We start from the raw sequence: 18,966 nt of genomic DNA, 5'->3' as shown, positions 1-18,966 counted from the left end.
AGTTGTTGGGGAATATTGGAATTTGCTTATTTTGGTTTAGACGAACTAAAATAATAGGTTATAAAATGGCAAGAAGTAAAACTATTAATGAACAGGTCAGCGAAGTTGCCTTAATTTCCGACTAAAAGAACGACTACATTTCTCTGATAGATGTGGCATGCTACAGCGACCCCGACAGAACAAATTATATCATTCAGAACTGGATGCGAACCAGAAGCGCTTTTGAGTTCTGCGGACTCTGGGAACAACTTCATAAACCGGATTTAAAGGGCATCGAATTCGATGTTTTTAAAAGCGAGTCGGGATACGGAGGCAAAGGACGGAATTTTTAATTATTTGGATGCTAAGAACTTTGCGGTCGAGAAAGTTCAGGCGTTTTATTAGATATTTAGAATATTCTTATATTTGAGACGCAAATCCGGGTTGTTGATGCCGGGCGGCTGGGTTGAAGACAAGTCAGGTTGATAGCGGTATAAAAGTATGTACACTTGTAATTTGAAATTTTTCATGGCGACAACGACAACAAATAAAAGCAAATGACATTGATAAAAGATGAGACAATCGAAAAAATAAAAATCTTCTTTCTGAATTTCGGAAAGACTTTGAAGAAGTCCGTCATTTGGTTGATGATTTCTTACATAATCCCACTACTTAATATTCTCATACTAAGGGGCATTAGGCGTGATGAATTTGTAATCGACATTAATATTCTTTCAATAATCATTGCAACAAATAGCTGTATAATTACTTCTTTATTGCATTTATTTTATCAAAATGAAAAAAAAAGAGAAATGGCATATGTAGTCAGTGTTTTGACAATTGTTATTTCTGTTGCATTGTATGTATTGTGTCTTCTGCAAGTAGAATTAAAAAATGACTTCATTCAAATTGAAATTTATAAGTTTGGATCATTTACAACACTTGCTGTTTCCATTCTACTGCTTTTAATTACAAAATATGATGAGGTAGAAGCATTAAGCATATATAGAGCAGATAAAGGGAAAGGAACAACTACAACAGAAATTGAAGGTAAAAAAATTAAGATATGAATTCAACAACATTAAGTACAATAAAAATAACGCAACCTATTGGTGTATTTTATATAGCTAAAATTTCACCTTCGGAATTGTTGGAAATGTCATTCGTGGATAGACGAAGAATAGAGAATGATGATGAGTTTCTGGGTATTCAAAGAGAATTGAAGCAAACTAAAATTAATCAAATTAGAACATATTTAAAATCAATTGACGCTACTTTCCCAAACTCTATTATCCTTAACACAATTGACGATTTTGTTTTGAATGAAACAGAGAATACCTTACAATTACGGATAGACCCAAATACATTTACAGTTATTGACGGACAACACAGGCTTGAAGGATTTAGGGACAATCCCATTGAAAATTTCGAGCTAATAGTTTCTATATTCAAAAACCTTGAATTACACGAACAAGCAAATATATTTTCAACCATTAACTCTCAACAAACAAAGGTTGACCCTTCATTAAACCTAAACCTCGAATTAAATAGCAAGGTTTATACTCCGCGGAAAATGATGATTGAAGTTGCTCAATCTTTCAATTATGATAAGGACTCTCCTTGGTTTAATAGCATCAAATTTGGTGGTAGTGGTTATAATGGATTTATCTCATTAAGTGCTTTTGTTTCACCACTTTTGGACTTAACATTTCCAGAAAATGAGTATTATCAGATTAGAAACGCATTAATGGCAAACGAAAACGTATCTGAATTACCTGATTTTGGCATTAACAGCGACAAGTATATTTTTTGGTCACTCTATAAACGAAAAGAATCTCACATTGTCTATAAAATCCTCTTCAATTATTTTAACGCAATAAAAAATCTCTTGCCTGACGACTGGCTAAATGATAGTTCAATTTTAAATAAAACAACCGGATATAATGCAATTATAAAATTGTTCAAAGATGTTTCATCGGAAGGAATTAGAAATAACGATTTATCCTACGACTATTTTTATAATCGTCTAACTTATATTCATCGGTTAAACGGACAAATAAATACAGACTATTTTGGAGCATCAGGTTTTCAAGCATCGAATGAATTATATAAACAATTAAAAAACATCAGCTAACAGAATCTACAAGAAATTGAAGGTTCAGTGGTTGATTAAAAAATTTTATCAATTTCGAAGGTGATTTTGTTTTTGATAGTGGAATGCTTCCATGTTTACTTCAATAAAAAAATACAATAACATTGAAACCGCATTTGCTTATACAACGTTAAAGCTAAATTGAATATATTATGTTTGACTCGAGAGATGAAATTCCTCAATGGACTTGGTATAATGGTCAATTCCTCTTTCAGTTTGACGAACAATTACGGAAGAACCCAAGTCAGACGGTTTTCGAATTCTATAATAACTTTCTTAGCAGTCAAGAATTATTGAACCTGAATATTTATCATACAAAGAATCAAGGGACAGTTATATTGTTGTTATATGGGCTACTAGTTGTTCCAAAAGAAATTTGGGAAAAATCTTATACAAGTTTTAATTTTACAACAAGAAACAAATTCCATATTAATACTTCACCAAATGATAATATTACGACTCTTGATTTTCTGAGGTTACTGAGAAATTCGCTGGCTCACGCTAATTTTTCTATTGATGTAGAGCATGCAAAACTGAAATTTTGGAATATCAAGAATGGATTAGTGAATTTTGAAGTTGAAATAAGTTATGGCGATTTAGGTGAGTTTATTGCTGAAATTGGAAAATATTATATTAATGATGTGAAGAATGTTAAAGAATAACTAGAAATGAATAATTTGTCTTTTTGTGACTGTCTTTCGTCATTGTATCATGACATTCACAAATATATGACAGGATTATCTGCTCCTTTCGAAATACTTTATGAAAAATTTCGAGGAATTGATTAAATTGATTAGAAATCAGTTCTCCAAAAGAATTTGTGATCTATGAAGACAACATCAAAAAAACCTTTGACGCAGTAAAATTCATGCGTGAGCAAAGAGACAGATTGAGCGAAAAGCTTTCCCGTATGACCAAACAGGAAATTGTTGAGTATTTCAAGAAGGTTCAGCGGGAGAGACCGATAAAGCCAAGAGCAAAGTAGTCCTTCAAAACATACTTCACCTTCTCCCGCTTTCTATACTTAACTTTCAATAGCTGTTTTGTAATCTGTCCGATTTGTCTGGAATGGATTTCCAAGCCGGAATTATTTCAGCAAAACCATCTTCTTTGTCAGCTGATGACCGCTGCCGCGAAGGGAGTAAAAGTATATACCAGAGGAGAGGTTGAATCCGCGTTCGTCTTTACCGTCCCAGGAGATTTCATGGCTGCCCTCGGGGAGGTTTTCCTGAACGAGTGTTCTGATCAGCCGGCCTTCTACATTATATATCTCAACTGAAACCTGCTGGCTTTTTTCAAGCGTGAAGCGGATGACGGTTGATGGGTTAAATGGATTCGGGAAATTCTGATTCAGCACAAAGCCGCGCGGGGAAGCTTCCTTCATATCGGTGGTAACACCTGTGCTGTAGACTTCATACTTATAGGTGCCGTTATAAGGGAAGGTGTAGCTGTAAAATGAGCAGTCAAGCACGCCGTCATTATCCAGATCCGAAATTGTGGGTTCAGAATACCAGGTATTATTGTCTTTCCGCTCAAAAATAGTGCTTCCGTCAACCATGCTGAAGATTTTAAAGCCCTGACGGTAGGCACTTGAATTACCGGTGTAGGAGAGAATATAGAAATCGGTATAATTGTCGCCGTTTAAGTCAGTCATAAGACTATAAATATAATATCCGGCGAGCTGCTCTTCAGGAGTGAACATATGGGAATAGGTTATGGCGTTCGAAAAAGTGCCTCCGGTTATTTTGAACTGAATGGTGTCAAGATAATACATCCGGCTTTTCCAGTTATCCCCGTCCTTCTCAAAATAAAGCCAGCCCGATGCGGTTGCTCCCGGGATAGGGTTGGAGGTAAAGGTATTGTTGAAGGTCTGGCCGAATCCCAGGGAAGCGATAAACAGGAAAAGTAATGCTGTCTTTTTCATTGAAATTAACACCTTAGAAAAAAATTATGTAAATAGTTATGCTTTTTCAGCTGCCAAAACCATGCCACAATACTGAAAGGAAAATACCATTTTCTTATTTCAGATAAATACTCTTATATTTCGGCAGGTAACGAAATAAAATATGAATCACACGATACTATTTAAGGCACTCTCAGACCGGAACAGGCAGAGAATCCTGAAAGCGCTGCAGGTGAGGATGCTCTGCTCCTGCGAAATCACGGAAATGCTTTCGCTGGCAAACTCAACCGTAAACCAGCACATGGGGGTGCTTAAGGAGGCAGGACTGGTAACCGAAGCAAAAGACGGGAAATGGGTCAATTATTATCTGAATAAAGAAACCGACGATGAACGCATCCGGGAGCTTTTAAACAATCTTGATCTGTGGATTCAGCCGGCGGAGGATATCAGAGGGGATATTGCAAAGCTCGGGAACCTTGACCGCAGACAAATATGCAGCACCTGAACGATGAAATTTTGAATTAATAAGAGAAGACTGACCATGAATAAAAAAAGAGTTTTATTTGTATGCATACACAACAGTGCCCGCAGTCAGATGGCCGAGGCGTTTTTGAATCTGCACGGCGGTGACCGCTATGCAGCTGAAAGCGCCGGCATTGAACCGGGTAAGCTGAACCCGGTTGTGGTGGAAGCAATGAGGGAGAAGGGAATAGACATCTCACAAAACCGTACCAAAAGTGTGGATGAGTTTCTTGAAAGGAAAGATATATTCGATTTTGTGATAACCGTCTGCGATGAAACGAGCGCCGAGCGGTGCCCCACCTTCCCCGGACAGGGTAAACGCCTGCACTGGGGATTCAGAGACCCTTCGGCACTTCAGGGAAGTTGGGATGAGAAACTGGTAGAGACACGGGTAATAAGGGATGAGATTGAGACGAAGATAAAGGAATGGCTGAGCGGTAACTGATTTATTGAAAGGGAATGGCTAAACCTGGTGATGATAGCTGGAACTTCCTATTAAATATACAATGTATATTATTTTGATTTTTTTCTAAGTATAAATAGACAATAAAAGCTTTTGGATTTACCGTACGAAATAATGGAATAAAAAAAATACTATTAATATAAATTACTATGAAACTGCAAAGTGGCTTTAATCGGTGTGTTATTTGTTTATCTGAAATAAAACTCACTTATGAACATATGATTCCTGAATCTTTGGGCGGATTTGTTGAGGTAAACCTTCAATGTGCAAAGTGCAACAACGATTCACTTGGGAGTAAACTAATTTCTAAAGCAAAAAAAATTTATCCTATTCGATTGGCAATACGATCCTTGAAATCTGAATTGCCCAAATTATTCAAATCGATTGAGGAAGGTCAGCTTTATACTGCTAAATCTTCTGATGAATCAATAATTCCTGCTTTCTTTAAGAATGGAAAAATCATTACAAAGGCTAAAAAAGTTTCGGATAACATGATTAATATTGATATTAGGGATGTAGAAGAAAATTTACGCCGATTACTGAAAAAGGAAGGTCTAAGTGAGAATGAGATTGAAGAAAAACTCATTAAATTTCATGAGCAAGGGTCAGATGAACCTATTAAACTGACTAATCGCCATACTATCGTTAAACGTAGATTTTTGAATTGGTTTCCCGCAGCTAGTGCCACTAATATGGATAATAGAATTATTGCATTGATGGCTTATAATTATCTTTGTATTACAACTGGGGAAATGATATTCGATGAGTATTTTGACTCAGTTCGTGAATATATTAAGTCGGGTATTATTTCCAAATATTTGCAGTTTGAACAATTTCCATATAATGGCCCATATAAACCTTATCACAAAATATATCGCGAAAACAAGAGTGACGAAATTATAGTAACAATTGTCTTATTTGGATCAATCGTTTATAAAGTAAGGTTTATGAATTTAAGAATTATGACAGATGATAATTATATAATAATTCAAGAATTAGTTGACAAGAAATTATATTTTGCACAAACGATACAAGAAGCGAAAAAAGGTTTATATTATTTTATTTAAAAAGATTTCCCCCTTAATACAAAAATTTTTCTCTGCAAAACGTGATTGTATGCTCTGATATTGGCGGTCATGGTGATAGTTTGAAATTAAAAATGTGCTGCACCATATCAAAAACAAAAGAATAGGAATTTTCCATGTCCACACTAACAAAAAAACTTTCTTTTTTAGACCGTTACCTTACCCTCTGGATTTTTCTGGCGATGTTTGCCGGAGTTTTCAGCGGGTATCTTTTCCGAGGTATTGTAGATTTCTGGAACTCGTTTCAGAGCGGTACCACAAATATCCCCATTGCCATCGGGCTTATCCTGATGATGTATCCTCCGCTTGCCAAGGTCAAGTATGAGGAGCTCGGGGATGTATTTAAGAACACCAAAGTGCTCGTGCTTTCGCTTATTCAGAACTGGGTGATCGGGCCGGTGCTCATGTTTGTTTTAGCGGTGGTATTTCTGCAGGACTACCCTGAATATATGGCAGGACTGATCATGATCGGGCTCGCCCGCTGTATCGCCATGGTCATCGTCTGGAATGAACTGGCTAAAGGTGATACGGAGTATGCAGCCGGTCTGGTTGCATTCAACTCTGTTTTTCAGGTGCTTTTCTTTTCAGTCTATGCGTATATATTCCTGACTGTGCTGCCTGACTGGCTCGGGCTTCAGACCTTTAAAGTGGATATCACCATCCGGCAGATAGCGGAGAGTGTGTTTATTTATCTTGGTATCCCTTTTCTTGCCGGAATGATAACGCGCTTCACAATGCTCCGGCTGAAGGATAAAACCTGGTACGAGAAAAAATTCATTCCGGCAATCTCTCCGATTACGCTGATCGCTTTGCTCTTTACCATCGTGGTGATGTTCTCGCTCAAGGGGGAGTATATCGTAAAAATCCCGCTTGATGTGGTCCGGATTGCTATTCCGCTGGTGATTTACTTTGTGGTGATGTTCCTCATTTCATTTTATATGGGGAAGAAGATCGGGGCGGATTATTCAAAGACTGCAACGCTTTCTTTCACGGCTGCCAGTAACAATTTTGAACTGGCTATTGCGGTTGCCATTGCGGTATTCGGTATTAACTCCGGCGAGGCATTTGCTGCAGTGATTGGTCCGCTGGTGGAGGTACCGGTTCTGATTGGTCTGGTAGGTGTTGCGCTCTGGATTCAGAAGAAGTATTTCCCGAATGCAGAGGAGGGTGAGATTAAACCGCCGGATGTTTGTCCATAAGGCAGTACATCGGGGGTCAGGCGGATGCGGTATGGTCTGACCATTACCCAAAGGTTTCCTCCAGATTGGCTCAAAAAATTAGAGAATAGAATTTTCAATAGCTCCCGGCTTAAGCCGGGAGCTATTGAAATAAAAAGCAGAATACGTCTTGATTTATTGTTGATGCAATATGTGCTGCTCGGCAGCTGTTGATCGGCAGATACACGCCACGGCGTGTATTTACGGAATCTGGAAATTCACAAACGAAGCCACGGGCGAAATTGTTTCCCGCCGACTACGTAGATTGGCGAAAAAATTGGAGAATAGAAATTTCAATAGCTCCCGGCTTAAGCCGGGAGCTATTGAATTAAGAAGCAGAATACGTCTGGATTTATTGCTGCTGTTAATATGTGCTGCTCGGCAGCTATTGATTGGCAGATACACGCCGCGGCGTGTATTTACGGAATCTGAGAAATCGGCTTGCAAATAGAGGTCTAGAAAATAACCCGCAGATTCTGCAGATTGTCGCAGAAATTTAATCAGGAGCGAAACTGGCAAAAAAATTCACCATTCACAATTCATACTTCATACCTCATACTTCATAATTCCATTGCCCTTCTTTTCGTATAGCAAGAAACTCTGAATATCTCTATCTTTAGGGCTAATTTATTCAGAATTCACTTAACACCGGACTGACCGTGAAAACGGAAAAATCGCGTAAAATTTCCAAAAAATTAGCCCAAAAACTCTCAAAAATTAAGGTTATCCTCACTGATGTGGATGGCGTCCTCACTGACGGAGGGATGTATTATACCGCTGAAGGGCTGGTTATGAAGAAATTTCAGGTGAAAGACGGAATGGGTTCTCACCTGCTTAAAAATGCCGGTTATAAAACAGGGATAATCACCACCGATGTCACCCCTATCGCTCAGATCAGAGGAGAGCGGATCAAGATGGATTTTGTGCATATCGGGGTGCCTGATAAACTTGCTCTTGTTACTCAGATTGCTAAACAGAATAATCTCACACTCGAAAACATCGCTTTTATCGGGGATGATGTAAATGATTTTGGCCTCCTGCAGGCAGTCGGGGTTAGTTGTGCCCCAAATGATGCTGTTTCGAGAATTAAAGAAGTAGTAGATATTGTTACTGAACGCCGGGGCGGCAAGGGAGCGTACAGGGAATTCGCGGCCTATTTCCTGGGTGATACACCGGAGCAGTTCTTATGAAAACACATCTCTTTGTTTTCCTGTTTATTCTTGGTTTTGTCTCCGCTGCATCTGCCAGCGGGAAAGATTCGGTGGATATTCTGATGAACCGGGGAGAATTCACCAAAGCCGGTGAACTTATTGACCATCTTCTTACAACGGAAACGGATCAGGCGAAAATAAGCGAGCTGACATTTAAAAAAGATCTGATGAGAAGAATTCGTCTGGATTTCAGAAGAACACGGGAAGAAGTAATTACCTATATAAAGAAATATTACGATACCGTAACCGATGCAATGATGGATGAATGGGAGCGTTCCGGTCATCTTGAGATGCGAATGATTGACGGGGAAAAGAAATATTTCGGCAACGCTGCACCAAATCTCTTCAGGGTAAATGCAGAGGCAAAAAAGAAAAAGATTGAAAAAGAGGGAAACCTTCCTGATACTCTTGATACCTTTTTAGAAAAAGAAATCCCCCAGATAATTCAGGCCGCTGCAAAAGCCGGAGGCAGGTTTACCGCCCCGAAAACAATTGAACTTCATTACACACTTTCCGTTAAAGCGGATATGGTTCCCGAAGGTGAAATCATAAGATGCTGGATGCCTTTTCCCCGTGCAACAGTCCGGCAGTCTGATATTCAGCTCCTTTCTGCTTCTCAGGATAATTATATCATAGCCCCGGAGGAACAGCTTCACCGGTCTATATATATGGAGAAAAAAGCCGAAGCAGGTAAAAAAACAGAGTTTTCATTTAAGGTGAGTTATAAAGCCAAATCGGAATATACGAATCTGCTGACGGCGGTAAATCCCCAGCCTTTTGATGCAAAATTACTGGCGGAACATATTTCAGAACGTCCTCCGCACATCGTTTTTACCGATAAAATTAAAGCTCTTTCTGCTCAGCTGGTTAAACCCGGTATGACGGATATTGAAAAACTTACTTCATTTTATACCTGGATAAGCAGCAATATTCCCTGGGCGAGCGCTCTTGAGTATTCAACCATTCCGAATATCTCCGACTACTGCATCACCAACGGTAAAGGAGATTGCGGCATAAAGACCCTTCTTTTTATGACTCTGGCGCGCTATAATAATATCCCCGCCAAATGGCAGAGCGGCTGGATGCTGCATCCCGGCAGTCTTAATCTTCATGACTGGGCAGAGGTATATATTGGCGGACTTGGCTGGGTGCCGGTTGACCAGTCATTCGGCGTTCAGGATCTTTTAAAGGATGATGCAAAGTACTTCTTTCTGGGAAGTACTGACTATTATCACCTGACGGTAAATGATGACTATTCACGCGGATTTTTCCCCGCCAAGAAACATCACCGCAGTGAGACCGTTGATTTTCAGAGGGGAGAAGTTGAATGGCAGGGGGGTAATCTCTATTTCGACTCGTGGAATTATTCAATGAAAGTAAATTTTCCCAACGATAAATAAGGAAGCAACAGTATGAACATGCTAAGAACACTTTTGGTACTCTGTTTCGTAAGTTCCGCGGCTCTGGCTCAGGAAAAAACCTATTTTGATTCTCCATTTGGCGCCGGCGGCGGATATTTGCCGGGCTGGTTTATGGTTGATATGACCGATGTTAATAAGGAACTGAAGAATTTTGGCTCGGGCGAACTTCCTGAGGGGGGCTTCTTTGCAGGAGGCGGTGTTGGCTTTGTTTATATACCATTTATCCCGAATGTACGTATCGGCGGGCTCGGTTTTGGCGGCTCGGCTCAAACATCGGCGATGTTCGGCGGTGAAAAGCGTGAAGCTGAATATACCAATAGCTTTGGCGGTTTCACCTTTGAATATACCATGCCGTTCATTAGGGCTTTTGGTCTTTCAGCAGGTGTGGTTCTCGGAGCGGGGGAATCCCGTCTTGAGTTTTCAAAGACTTCCGGCGCTTATGACTGGAACAATATCTGGGCTGAAATTGGCGGCGCTGCCGGCACAACAAGTTTTTCCAGAAGAATCACTTCCCAGTATTTTACCGTTACCCCTACGCTGAATATTGATATCCCTGTTTACCGTCTGTTCAGCATTCGTGCCGGTGCCGGCTATGCTCTTGCTCTCGGTGGTGAATGGAAAGCAGATGGCGATGTTGAGATTTTTAATGTGCCCGATGGTGTTAAAGGAGGAGGTACTTTCTTTACAGCAGGCATTTTATTTGGATTTTTTGCATACTAAATAATAAAGGAAACCATTTGAAAAACATTTTGGTAACCGGGGGCGCCGGTTTTATCGGAAGCAACTTTGTTAATCTGATGCTTAAAGAACATCAGGACTATTTTATCGTCAATCTTGATAAACTTACCTATGCGGGTAATCTGGAGAATCTGAAAGAATCTGAAAAGAACCCCAATTATAAATTCATAAAGGGGGATATCGGCAATGCTGAACTGGTTGACTATATATTTTCGGAATATGAAATAAAGTACGTAATAAACTTTGCTGCCGAGTCTCATGTTGACAGAAGCATACTTGGTTCCGGAGTATTTTATAAGACAAATGTCCTCGGAACAAATGTTTTGCTTGAGGCATCACGCCGTCATAAAGTAGAAAAGTTCGTACACGTTTCTACTGATGAAGTGTACGGAAGTTTAGGCGAGACGGGCAAGTTCACCGAAACTACTCCGCTCTCACCCAACAGCCCCTATTCATCAAGCAAGGCTGGCTCTGATATCATGGTGCAGGCATTTTTTCATACCTATGGGTTCCCCGGCGTTATTACCCGCTGTTCAAACAATTACGGAGAATATCAGTTCCCTGAAAAACTGATACCCCTGATGGTAATTAATGCAATGCATGACAAAAAACTTCCGGTTTATGGTGACGGTCTGAATGTGAGAGACTGGATTTATGTGCATGACCATAACAGGGCAATTGATCTGGTGTTTCAGAAGGGAAGACCAGGCGAAGTTTATAATATCGGGGCTGACAGTGAGCGGAAGAATATTGAAATTGTTAAACTGATACTCTCTGCACTCGGTAAAGGTGAAGACCTGATTGAGTATGTGAAAGACCGCCCCGGCCATGACAGGCGTTACGCAATTGACTCAGCTAAGATTGAAACCGAACTTGGCTGGAAGCCGAGGGTAACCTTTGAGCAGGGTATCCGGCAGACCATTGAATGGTACACAAAGAATGAACAATGGTGGAAGCGGATTATCTCAGGCGACTATCAGAAATATTACGAAACACAATATCTGAAAAGATAAATTAAACAAGTATATATACCGTATCTATGAAATTACAAGTTACAGGACTGTTAGTCCTTTTAATGATTGTTACCGGAGCATCGCAGTCACAGACTGATCTTCTTTCCAAACTGGGAGCGGGGATATCTGTAACCATTGGCGGTGATTTTATCGTTACCGGAACCTTCCCTGCCGTGCCGGGGGAGAAACTTGATCAGTTTATTACCCGCATTCATCTTGAAGCAAAACAGAATTTGCTGAGCTCCATGCCTGCAGAACTGCTGCTGATGAAAAAGAAAGAGCTGATTGCCGAAGTTCCTCTCCGGAATATCAGGTTTATCCGGAGTGATAAAAGTGAACAGATTATTGACCTGCTTAAATTCCGGAATACCGGGGATCTTTCACTCAATCCGCAGCTTCGCAATGATGATGTTATCATCTTCCCTCCGCTTGATATTGAGAGAAATTTCTTTCTTATTACCGGTGCTGTGAATAAGCCGGGTACGTATCAGTATGTGGACGGTGATAAACTAAGCGATGCAATAGCAATAGCGCTCGGCATCAATAAAGCGTATGATAATGTTAACGAAGCAGAAATATCACGGCTTGATTTTAATGGCAATAATGAAGAAATCATAAAGGTAAAGATCGCTGATGATTTTCTGCTGAAAAGAGGTGACCGGATAAGAGTCGGGTCAGGCGAAACACAGCGTAAGAACTTTACCATTATCGTAGCCGGTGAAGTTCAGTTTGCAGGTGAGTTCCCGGTTTCAAAAAACAGTACAACACTGTATGATGTAATAAAGCGATCTGTTCTGCGGGAAACCGCTGATCTGAAAGCGGTTCGCATTGTGCGGTCTGAGCTGCTTCCTCCGTATTTCCTCACCAGAGAATACGGACTGGCAGACGATCCTGAATTTAAGGAGAATCTTACTGATCTTCTGAATATATATGCTGATTACGAGGTCACCAAGCTGATGCGCCTTTCGAATCTGAATGACCGGGATACGGTATTCTTCGGAATGGAAACAAGATTTCAGCATCTGATTGGCGGCACTAAAGTTGATCTCTCCGCGAATCTTGAAGATGCAAAAGAGTTTATTGTCCGTGACGGTGATCTGGTGATCATACCGGAAAAGGCGCGGCACGTGCAGATGCTCGGATATATTAAAAAGCCGGGTGCACTGGTGCATAAAGAAGGTAAGGATTATCGTTATTATATTGAACTTGCGGGCGGACTTGGTGAGTATGCCATAGAGGATGAAATCATGGTAATCAAGGGGGGTACGCAGGAGTGGCTTTCACCGGTTGAGCAGAACGTAGAGATTGAGCCGGGTGATATTATATATATTCCTCGCGAGCTGAACCGTTCATTTGCATGGCAGGTAAGTGAAGTCGCGGGTTATTTCGGCATCATTGGTAATATAGCAACGCTGATTCTTCTGCTGACGCAGTTCGGCAAATAACAGTATATACAACCACCAAGGAATTCAGGCCCTGCCCATTCAGGCAGGGCTTTTTTTTATCCATTCAGGTCAGGGTAGCCGGTCCCGGCTTGAGGAGAAAGAGGAAAAAAGGGGGGCTCTGGGTAGCGGAAGGATAAAAACAGAATAAAATATCAGATAATACTTGACATTAATACAGGAAAGCCGTAAGTTAATAAGCTGTTTTTGAATTTGTTCTGCGAAAAAATTGATGTAAATTTTCAAGAAAATCGAAAGATTAGCTTGACAATTAGAAAATAAAGCAGTAAGTTTAAAGTCTGTTTTCGAATTTGTTCTGCGAAAAAATGTTAAAAAATTGTAAAGAAAACCGAAAGGTGGACTTGACAATGAAACAAAAAAGCAGTAAGTTTGAAGTCCGTTTTTAACGGAATGTTCTTTGAAAGTTTGAGCGAGATAGAAGAAATATAGCAAACAAGTGCTAACGTACTTTGAGTGATTACACAGTATTAAAATCCACAACGGAGAGTTTGATCCTGGCTCAGGACGAACGTTGGCGGCGTGCTTAACACATGCAAGTCTACGAGAATCTGGTAGCAATACTAGAGGAAAGTGGCGCACGGGTGAGTAACACGTAAGTAATCTGCCCTCGGATGGGGAATAACGCGTCGAAAGACACGCTAATACCGCATAATGCAGCGGCACCACATGGTGATGTTGTTAAAGTGGCTTTTGCCACGTCTGAGGATGAGCTTGCGTCTGATTAGGTAGTTGGCGGGGTAACAGCCCACCAAGCCTACGATCAGTAGCTGGTCTGAGAGGATGATCAGCCACACTGGAACTGAGACACGGTCCAGACTCCTACGGGAGGCAGCAGTGAGGAATATTGGGCAATGCCCGCAAGGGTGACCCAGCAACGCCGCGTGGAGGATGAAGGCCGTAAGGTTGTAAACTCCTGTGAGAAGGGATGAATGATTTTGTATAGCAATGTGCAAAATTTGACCGTACCTTCAGAGGAAGCCCCGGCTAACTACGTGCCAGCAGCCGCGGTAATACGTAGGGGGCAAACGTTGTCCGGATTTACTGGGTGTAAAGGGCGCGTAGGCGGGTTTGTAAGTCAGAGGTGAAATCCTGCGGCTCAACCGCAGAACTGCCTTTGATACTGCAAATCTTGAGTGCAGAAGAGAGAAGCAGAATTCCAGGTGTAGTAGTGAAATACGTAGATATCTGGAAGAATACCGGCGGCGAAGGCGGCTTCTTGGTCTGTAACTGACGCTGAGGCGCGAAAGCGTGGGTAGCAAACAGGATTAGATACCCTGGTAGTCCACGCTGTAAACGATGAATACTAGGTGTCGGATTAAAAATTCGGCGTCGCAGCAAACGCATTAAGTATTCCACCTGGGGAGTACGATCGCAAGGTTGAAACTCAAAGGAATTGACGGGGGCCCGCACAAGCAGTGGAGCATGTGGTTTAATTCGATGCAACGCGAAGAACCTTACCTAGGCTTGAAAGACTTATGACCGGCTATGAAAGTAGCTCTCCCCGCAAGGGGCATAAGGACAGGTGCTGCATGGCTGTCGTCAGCTCGTGCCGTGAGGTGTTGGGTTAAGTCCCGCAACGAGCGCAACCCCTACTATTAGTTGCCATCAGGTAATGCTGAGCACTCTAATAGAACTGCCTACGCAAGTAGTGAGGAAGGTGGGGATGACGTCAAGTCCGCATGGCCCTTACGCCTAGGGCCACACACGTGCTACAATGGGTGCTACAAAGGGTTGCCAAGCCGCGAGGTGGAGCTAATCCCATAAAAGCATCCCCAGTTCGGATTGGAGTCTGAAACTCGACTCCATGAAGTTGGAATTGCTAGTAATCGCGCATCAGCACGGCGCGGTGAATACGTTCCCGGGCCTTGTACACACCGCCCGTCAAGCCATGGAAGCTGAGGGTACCCAAAGACAGTGTTCTAACGCAAGAGGAAGCTGTTTAAGGTAAAATCAGTGACTGGGGCTAAGTCGTAACAAGGTAGCCGTACCGGAAGGTGCGGCTGGATCACCTCCTTTCTAAGAGTAATCGTTATATTTCTTCCTCGCTCACTTTCAATTTTTTTTGTCCGTACGTTCTGATAAAGTTTGTTTGATACCTGAGATAGCAGGTAGTAACTGGGCCTGTAGCTCAGGTGGTTAGAGCGCACGCCTGATAAGCGTGAGGTCAGTAGTTCAACTCTACTCAGGCCCACTTCAGGTGTGTTGGTTCTTAACCCGCACCCCAAAATGAAAATTTTGGGGCTATAGCTCAATTGGGAGAGCGCCGCCCTTGCAAGGCGGAGGTTATCGGTTCGATCCCGATTAGCTCCACTAAAGTTCTTTGAAAGTTTGACTGTACAGATGAGGCAGCAATGTTTTGTCTGTAAACTCCATAAAAATTAAATTATGAAATGCGATAATTTCAAAAAAAATTATCACATCGAGTAAACTTTTAGAAAAAATCATTTTATTGATTAAGTTACTAAGGGCACACGGTGGATGCCTAGGTACGAGAAGACGATGAAGGACGTGGTAACCTGCGATAAGCTGCGGGGAGAAGGATACATTCCGTGATCCGCAGATGTCCGAATGGGGCAACCCACTACAGGTAACACTGTAGTATCGCCGCCTGAATATATAGGGCGGAGGAAGTCAACCCAGGGAACTGAAACATCTAAGTACCTGGTGGAAAAGAAATCAAAAGAGATTTCCTGAGTAGTGGCGAGCGAAAAGGAAAGAGTCTAAACCTTGCAATCTGTCAAGCCAGTAAGCGTTGGATTGCAGGTGTTGCGGGGCTTTCGGAGCGAATTACTGATAGCTCAAAGAGTAAAAAATCATAATGTTAGTTGAACAACCTGGAAAGGTTGACCATAGAAGGTGATAGTCCTGTAAGTTAAAGCATTGTGACTCTTGAAAGTACCCCAAGTACCGCGGAGTAAGTGAAAGTCTGCGGGAATCCGGGAGAACCATCTCCTAAGACTAAATACTCTCTCGTAACCGATAGTGAACAAGTACCGTGAGGGAAAGGTGAAAAGAACTCCTATTAGGAGAGTGAAATAGTACCTGAAACCGTGTGCTTACAAGCAGTCGGAGTCTCAACTTGTTGGGATGACGGCGTGCCTTCTGGATAATGAGCCTACGAGTTACTCGTCTCTTGCATGGTTAAGATTCTAAGAATCGGAGCCGAAGCGAAAGCAAGTCCTAATCGGGCGACTAAGTAAGAGGCGGTAGACGCGAAACCGGGTGATCTATCCTTGGCCAGGATGAAGTGAGGGTAAAACCTCATGGAGGTCCGAACTAGTGTGGGTTGAAAACCGCTTGGATGAGCTGAGGATAGGAGTGAAAGGCCAACCAAACTCGGAAATAGCTCGTACTCCCCGAAATAGCTTTAGGGCTAGCCTCTGTCTAAAATGTCATGGAGGTAGAGCACTGATTGGGCTAGGGCTGTCACAACGGTACCAAACCCAGACAAACTCCGAATTCCATAGACATGTTCACAGGGAGTCAGGCCACGAGGGATAAGCTTCGTGGCCAAAAGGGAAAGAACCCAAATCATCATCTAAGGTCCCCAAGTAGTAGTTAACAGAGAAAGGATGTTGAGTTGCATAGACAACTAGGATGTTGGCTTAGAAGCAGCCATTCATTTAAAGAGTGCGTAATAGCTCACTAGTCAAGCGACTCGGCGTCGACAATTCGCGGGACTTAAACTACTCACCGAAGATATGGGATCCGCTTGCGGATCGGTAGGGGAGCATTCTATTCTGCACTGAAGGTGTGGCACGAGCCATGCTGGAGCGGATAGAAAAGCAAATGTAGGCATTAGTAACGATAAAGATGGTAAAAAACCATCTCACCGAAAATCTAAGGTTTCCTGAGCAACGTTAGTCGTCTCAGGGTTAGTCGGGTCCTAAGCTGAGGCTGAAAGGCGTAGGCGATGGAAAACAGGTTAATATTCCTGTACCTGGCAACAATCGTTTGACCATAAGGAGTGACGCAGGAGTGAAAGGTAAGCCACCCGTTGGATTAGGTGGTCTAAGGTCGTAGATAGAACGTATAGGCAAATCCGTACGTTTTACGTCGAAAGCCGAATGAGAGGGCTCAGCCCGCAAATTTACCCTAAACAGACTGCCGAGAAAACCTTCGTATGGGAGATTGTTGTTGGACCGTACCGCAAACCGACACAGGTAGATAGGATGAGTATTCTAAGGTGCTCGAGTGAGCCGTGGTTAAGGAACTCGGCAAATTAACTCCGTAACTTCGGGAAAAGGAGTGCTCTGGTTTCAGAGCCGCAGAGAAATGGCCCAAGCGACTGTTTAACAAAAACACATGACTGTGCGAAGTCAATCAAGACGACGTATACGGTCTGACACCTGCCCGGTGCTGGAAGGTTAAGAGGAGATGTCAAGAGCAATCTGAAGCATTGAATCGAAGCCCCAGTAAACGGCGGCCGTAACTATAACGGTCCTAAGGTAGCGAAATTCCTTGTCGGGTAAGTTCCGACCTGCACGAATGGTGTAACGATTTGGGCACTGTCTCAACCACGGGCTCGGTGAAATTGTGGTACCGGTGAAGACGCCGGTTACCCGCATATGGACGGAAAGACCCCGTGCACCTTTACTGCACCCTAATATTGGGTTCGGGTAAAGCATGTGTAGGATAGGTGGGAGGCTTTGAAGCCGGGACGCTAGTCTCGGTGGAGCCAACGGTGAAATACCACCCTTGTTTTATTTGGATTCTAACCTCCTCCCGTGAATCCGGGAGAGGAACAGTGTTAGGCGGGTAGTTTGACTGGGGCGGTCGCCTCCTAAAATGTAACGGAGGCTCTCAATGGTTCCCTCAGCACGGTTGGTAATCGTGCGGCGAGTGTAAAGGCAAAAGGGAGCTTGACTGCGAGACTTACAAGTCGAGCAGGTGCGAAAGCAGGACTTAGTGATCCGACGGTAGCGAGTGGAAGTGCCGTCGCTCAAAGGATAAAAGGTACGCCGGGGATAACAGGCTGATCTTACCCAAGAGTTCATATCGACGGTAAGGTTTGGCACCTCGATGTCGGCTCATCGCATCCTGGGGCTGAAGAAGGTCCCAAGGGTTTGGCTGTTCGCCAATTAAAGCGGTACGTGAGCTGGGTTCAGAACGTCGTGAGACAGTTCGGTCCCTATCCTATGCGGGCGCAGGAAACTTGAGAAGGGTCGCCATTAGTACGAGAGGACCGTGGCGAACGAACCTCTATTGTACCAGTTGTCTCGCCAGAGGCACCGCTGGGTAGTTATGTTCGGTTGTGATAAGCGCTGAAAGCATCTAAGCACGAAGCACGCTTCAAGATTAGGTTTCCCAGGCAGCAATGCCTCTAAGACCCCTCGTAGATGACGAGGTTGATAGGACACAGATGTAAGCATGGCAACATGTTCAGTCGAGTGTTACTAATAGGTCGAGCGGCTTAATCTATTATTTTTTTTCTAAAAGCCGTAATTTTTATGGAGCAGTCAGCTCTCAAAGAACTTGTTTTTTGAAAAGTTTTCCGGTGACTTTAGCTGAGGGGTCACACCTCTTCCCATTCCGAACAGAGAAGTTAAGCCCTCATACGCCGATGGTACTGCATGCGCAGGTGTGTGGGAGAGTAGGTAGTTGCCGGTTTTATATTAAAATACAAGGGTCAGTCTTAGGACTGACCCTTTTTTATTTTAAATGTCTGATATGGTTCATGGTACTGCATGCGTCCCGACAGGTCGGGATGGGAGAGTAGGTAGTTGCCGGTTTTATATTACAAGCCGATCTTTTGAGGTCGGCTTTTTTATTTTAAAATCACTCAACTAAAAATTGGTA

General features: G+C 42.6%; 14 protein-coding genes, 2 tRNA genes and 3 rRNA genes. 18 read left to right on the top strand and 1 reads right to left on the bottom strand.

Annotated elements, in window-relative coordinates; all coding sequences use genetic code 11:
• The first annotated feature begins 536 nt into the window (after positions 1–536).
• The 4 genes from HRU80_13410 (at position 537) to HRU80_13395 (ending at position 3,116) form a co-directional block, all read left to right on the top strand.
• Positions 537–1,049, top strand: a complete 513-nt coding sequence (locus HRU80_13410) for a hypothetical protein (protein QOJ29814.1) — start codon at positions 537–539, stop codon at positions 1,047–1,049.
• Positions 1,046–2,113: a DGQHR domain-containing protein gene (locus HRU80_13405; protein ID QOJ29813.1), complete on the top strand. Its 1,068-nt coding sequence runs from the start codon at positions 1,046–1,048 to the stop codon at positions 2,111–2,113. Before HRU80_13410 ends, HRU80_13405 begins: the two co-directional genes overlap by 4 nt.
• A gap of 170 nt (positions 2,114–2,283) precedes the next feature.
• The gene (locus HRU80_13400) at positions 2,284–2,793 is read left to right on the top strand and encodes a hypothetical protein (GenBank protein ID QOJ29812.1); all 510 of its coding nucleotides are present in this window, start codon (positions 2,284–2,286) and stop codon (positions 2,791–2,793) included.
• 158 nt (positions 2,794–2,951) lie between these two features.
• Positions 2,952–3,116, top strand: coding sequence for a hypothetical protein (locus HRU80_13395; protein ID QOJ29811.1), 165 nt, complete (start codon positions 2,952–2,954; stop codon positions 3,114–3,116).
• Positions 3,117–3,218: 102 nt separating this feature from the next.
• Here HRU80_13395 and HRU80_13390 read toward each other — a convergent pair whose 3' ends face one another.
• Complete coding sequence (locus tag HRU80_13390) at positions 3,219–4,055, bottom strand: T9SS type A sorting domain-containing protein (GenBank protein QOJ29810.1); 837 nt, start codon at positions 4,053–4,055, stop codon at positions 3,219–3,221.
• A gap of 142 nt (positions 4,056–4,197) precedes the next feature.
• Between HRU80_13390 and HRU80_13385 the strand changes: the two genes are divergently transcribed.
• The 14 genes from HRU80_13385 to rrf all read left to right on the top strand — a co-directional run bounded on the left by HRU80_13385 (position 4,198) and on the right by rrf (position 18,777).
• Positions 4,198–4,539 (top strand): winged helix-turn-helix transcriptional regulator, encoded by a 342-nt coding sequence (locus tag HRU80_13385; protein ID QOJ29809.1) that lies wholly within the window; start codon positions 4,198–4,200, stop codon positions 4,537–4,539.
• A gap of 36 nt (positions 4,540–4,575) precedes the next feature.
• Positions 4,576–5,001, top strand: coding sequence for an arsenate reductase ArsC (locus HRU80_13380; GenBank protein QOJ29808.1), 426 nt, complete (start codon positions 4,576–4,578; stop codon positions 4,999–5,001).
• A 167-nt stretch (positions 5,002–5,168) separates the two neighbouring features.
• Positions 5,169–6,086 carry a hypothetical protein gene (locus HRU80_13375; protein ID QOJ29807.1) on the top strand — a complete coding sequence of 306 codons (918 nt, stop codon included), beginning with the start codon at positions 5,169–5,171 and terminating at the stop codon, positions 6,084–6,086.
• A 134-nt stretch (positions 6,087–6,220) separates the two neighbouring features.
• Positions 6,221–7,303, top strand: coding sequence for an ACR3 family arsenite efflux transporter (gene arsB, locus HRU80_13370; protein QOJ29806.1), 1,083 nt, complete (start codon positions 6,221–6,223; stop codon positions 7,301–7,303).
• 677 nt (positions 7,304–7,980) lie between these two features.
• Entirely contained in the window at positions 7,981–8,511 is a 531-nt protein-coding gene (locus tag HRU80_13365; protein ID QOJ29805.1) for an HAD hydrolase family protein, read from the top strand.
• Positions 8,508–9,932 (top strand): transglutaminase domain-containing protein, encoded by a 1,425-nt coding sequence (locus HRU80_13360; protein QOJ29804.1) that lies wholly within the window; start codon positions 8,508–8,510, stop codon positions 9,930–9,932. The genes HRU80_13365 and HRU80_13360 overlap by 4 nt, the downstream gene beginning before the upstream one ends.
• Positions 9,933–9,944: 12 nt before the next feature.
• Positions 9,945–10,673 (top strand): hypothetical protein, encoded by a 729-nt coding sequence (locus HRU80_13355; protein QOJ29803.1) that lies wholly within the window; start codon positions 9,945–9,947, stop codon positions 10,671–10,673.
• Positions 10,674–10,690: 17 nt separating this feature from the next.
• Positions 10,691–11,704 carry a dTDP-glucose 4,6-dehydratase gene (rfbB, locus tag HRU80_13350; GenBank protein QOJ29802.1) on the top strand — a complete coding sequence of 338 codons (1,014 nt, stop codon included), beginning with the start codon at positions 10,691–10,693 and terminating at the stop codon, positions 11,702–11,704.
• Between the two features lie 26 nt (positions 11,705–11,730).
• The gene (locus HRU80_13345; protein QOJ29801.1) at positions 11,731–13,149 is read left to right on the top strand and encodes an SLBB domain-containing protein; all 1,419 of its coding nucleotides are present in this window, start codon (positions 11,731–11,733) and stop codon (positions 13,147–13,149) included.
• A gap of 497 nt (positions 13,150–13,646) precedes the next feature.
• Positions 13,647–15,186, top strand: a 16S ribosomal RNA gene (locus HRU80_13340).
• Between the two features lie 98 nt (positions 15,187–15,284).
• Positions 15,285–15,358, top strand: a tRNA-Ile gene (locus HRU80_13335).
• A 46-nt stretch (positions 15,359–15,404) separates the two neighbouring features.
• A tRNA-Ala gene (locus tag HRU80_13330) sits at positions 15,405–15,477 on the top strand.
• 139 nt (positions 15,478–15,616) lie between these two features.
• Positions 15,617–18,597 (top strand): 23S ribosomal RNA (locus tag HRU80_13325).
• 63 nt (positions 18,598–18,660) lie between these two features.
• Positions 18,661–18,777 (top strand): 5S ribosomal RNA (gene rrf / locus HRU80_13320).
• Together the 16S, 23S and 5S rRNA genes with 2 tRNA genes alongside form the textbook arrangement of a ribosomal RNA operon.
• Positions 18,778–18,966: the final 189 nt, after the last annotated feature.

Source organism: Ignavibacteriales bacterium (assembly GCA_015709675.1).
Taxonomy (GTDB): Bacteria; Bacteroidota; Ignavibacteria; order Ignavibacteriales; family Ignavibacteriaceae; genus H2-BAC3.
This window is presented reverse-complemented; position numbering and strand designations above follow the sequence as displayed.

Excerpts from the sequence above, each read along its gene's own strand:
- HRU80_13410 (QOJ29814.1), top strand. The coding sequence starts at position 537 with ATGACATTGATAAAAGATGAGACAATCGAAAAAATAAAAATCTTCTTT.
- HRU80_13405 (QOJ29813.1), top strand. The coding sequence starts at position 1,046 with ATGAATTCAACAACATTAAGTACAATAAAAATAACGCAACCTATTGGT.
- HRU80_13400 (QOJ29812.1), top strand. The coding sequence starts at position 2,284 with ATGTTTGACTCGAGAGATGAAATTCCTCAATGGACTTGGTATAATGGT.
- HRU80_13390 (QOJ29810.1), bottom strand. The coding sequence starts at position 4,055 with ATGAAAAAGACAGCATTACTTTTCCTGTTTATCGCTTCCCTGGGATTC.
- HRU80_13385 (QOJ29809.1), top strand. The coding sequence starts at position 4,198 with ATGAATCACACGATACTATTTAAGGCACTCTCAGACCGGAACAGGCAG.
- HRU80_13380 (QOJ29808.1), top strand. The coding sequence starts at position 4,576 with ATGAATAAAAAAAGAGTTTTATTTGTATGCATACACAACAGTGCCCGC.
- HRU80_13375 (QOJ29807.1), top strand. The coding sequence starts at position 5,169 with ATGAAACTGCAAAGTGGCTTTAATCGGTGTGTTATTTGTTTATCTGAA.
- arsB (QOJ29806.1), top strand. The coding sequence starts at position 6,221 with ATGTCCACACTAACAAAAAAACTTTCTTTTTTAGACCGTTACCTTACC.
- HRU80_13360 (QOJ29804.1), top strand. The coding sequence starts at position 8,508 with ATGAAAACACATCTCTTTGTTTTCCTGTTTATTCTTGGTTTTGTCTCC.
- HRU80_13355 (QOJ29803.1), top strand. The coding sequence starts at position 9,945 with ATGAACATGCTAAGAACACTTTTGGTACTCTGTTTCGTAAGTTCCGCG.
- HRU80_13345 (QOJ29801.1), top strand. The coding sequence starts at position 11,731 with ATGAAATTACAAGTTACAGGACTGTTAGTCCTTTTAATGATTGTTACC.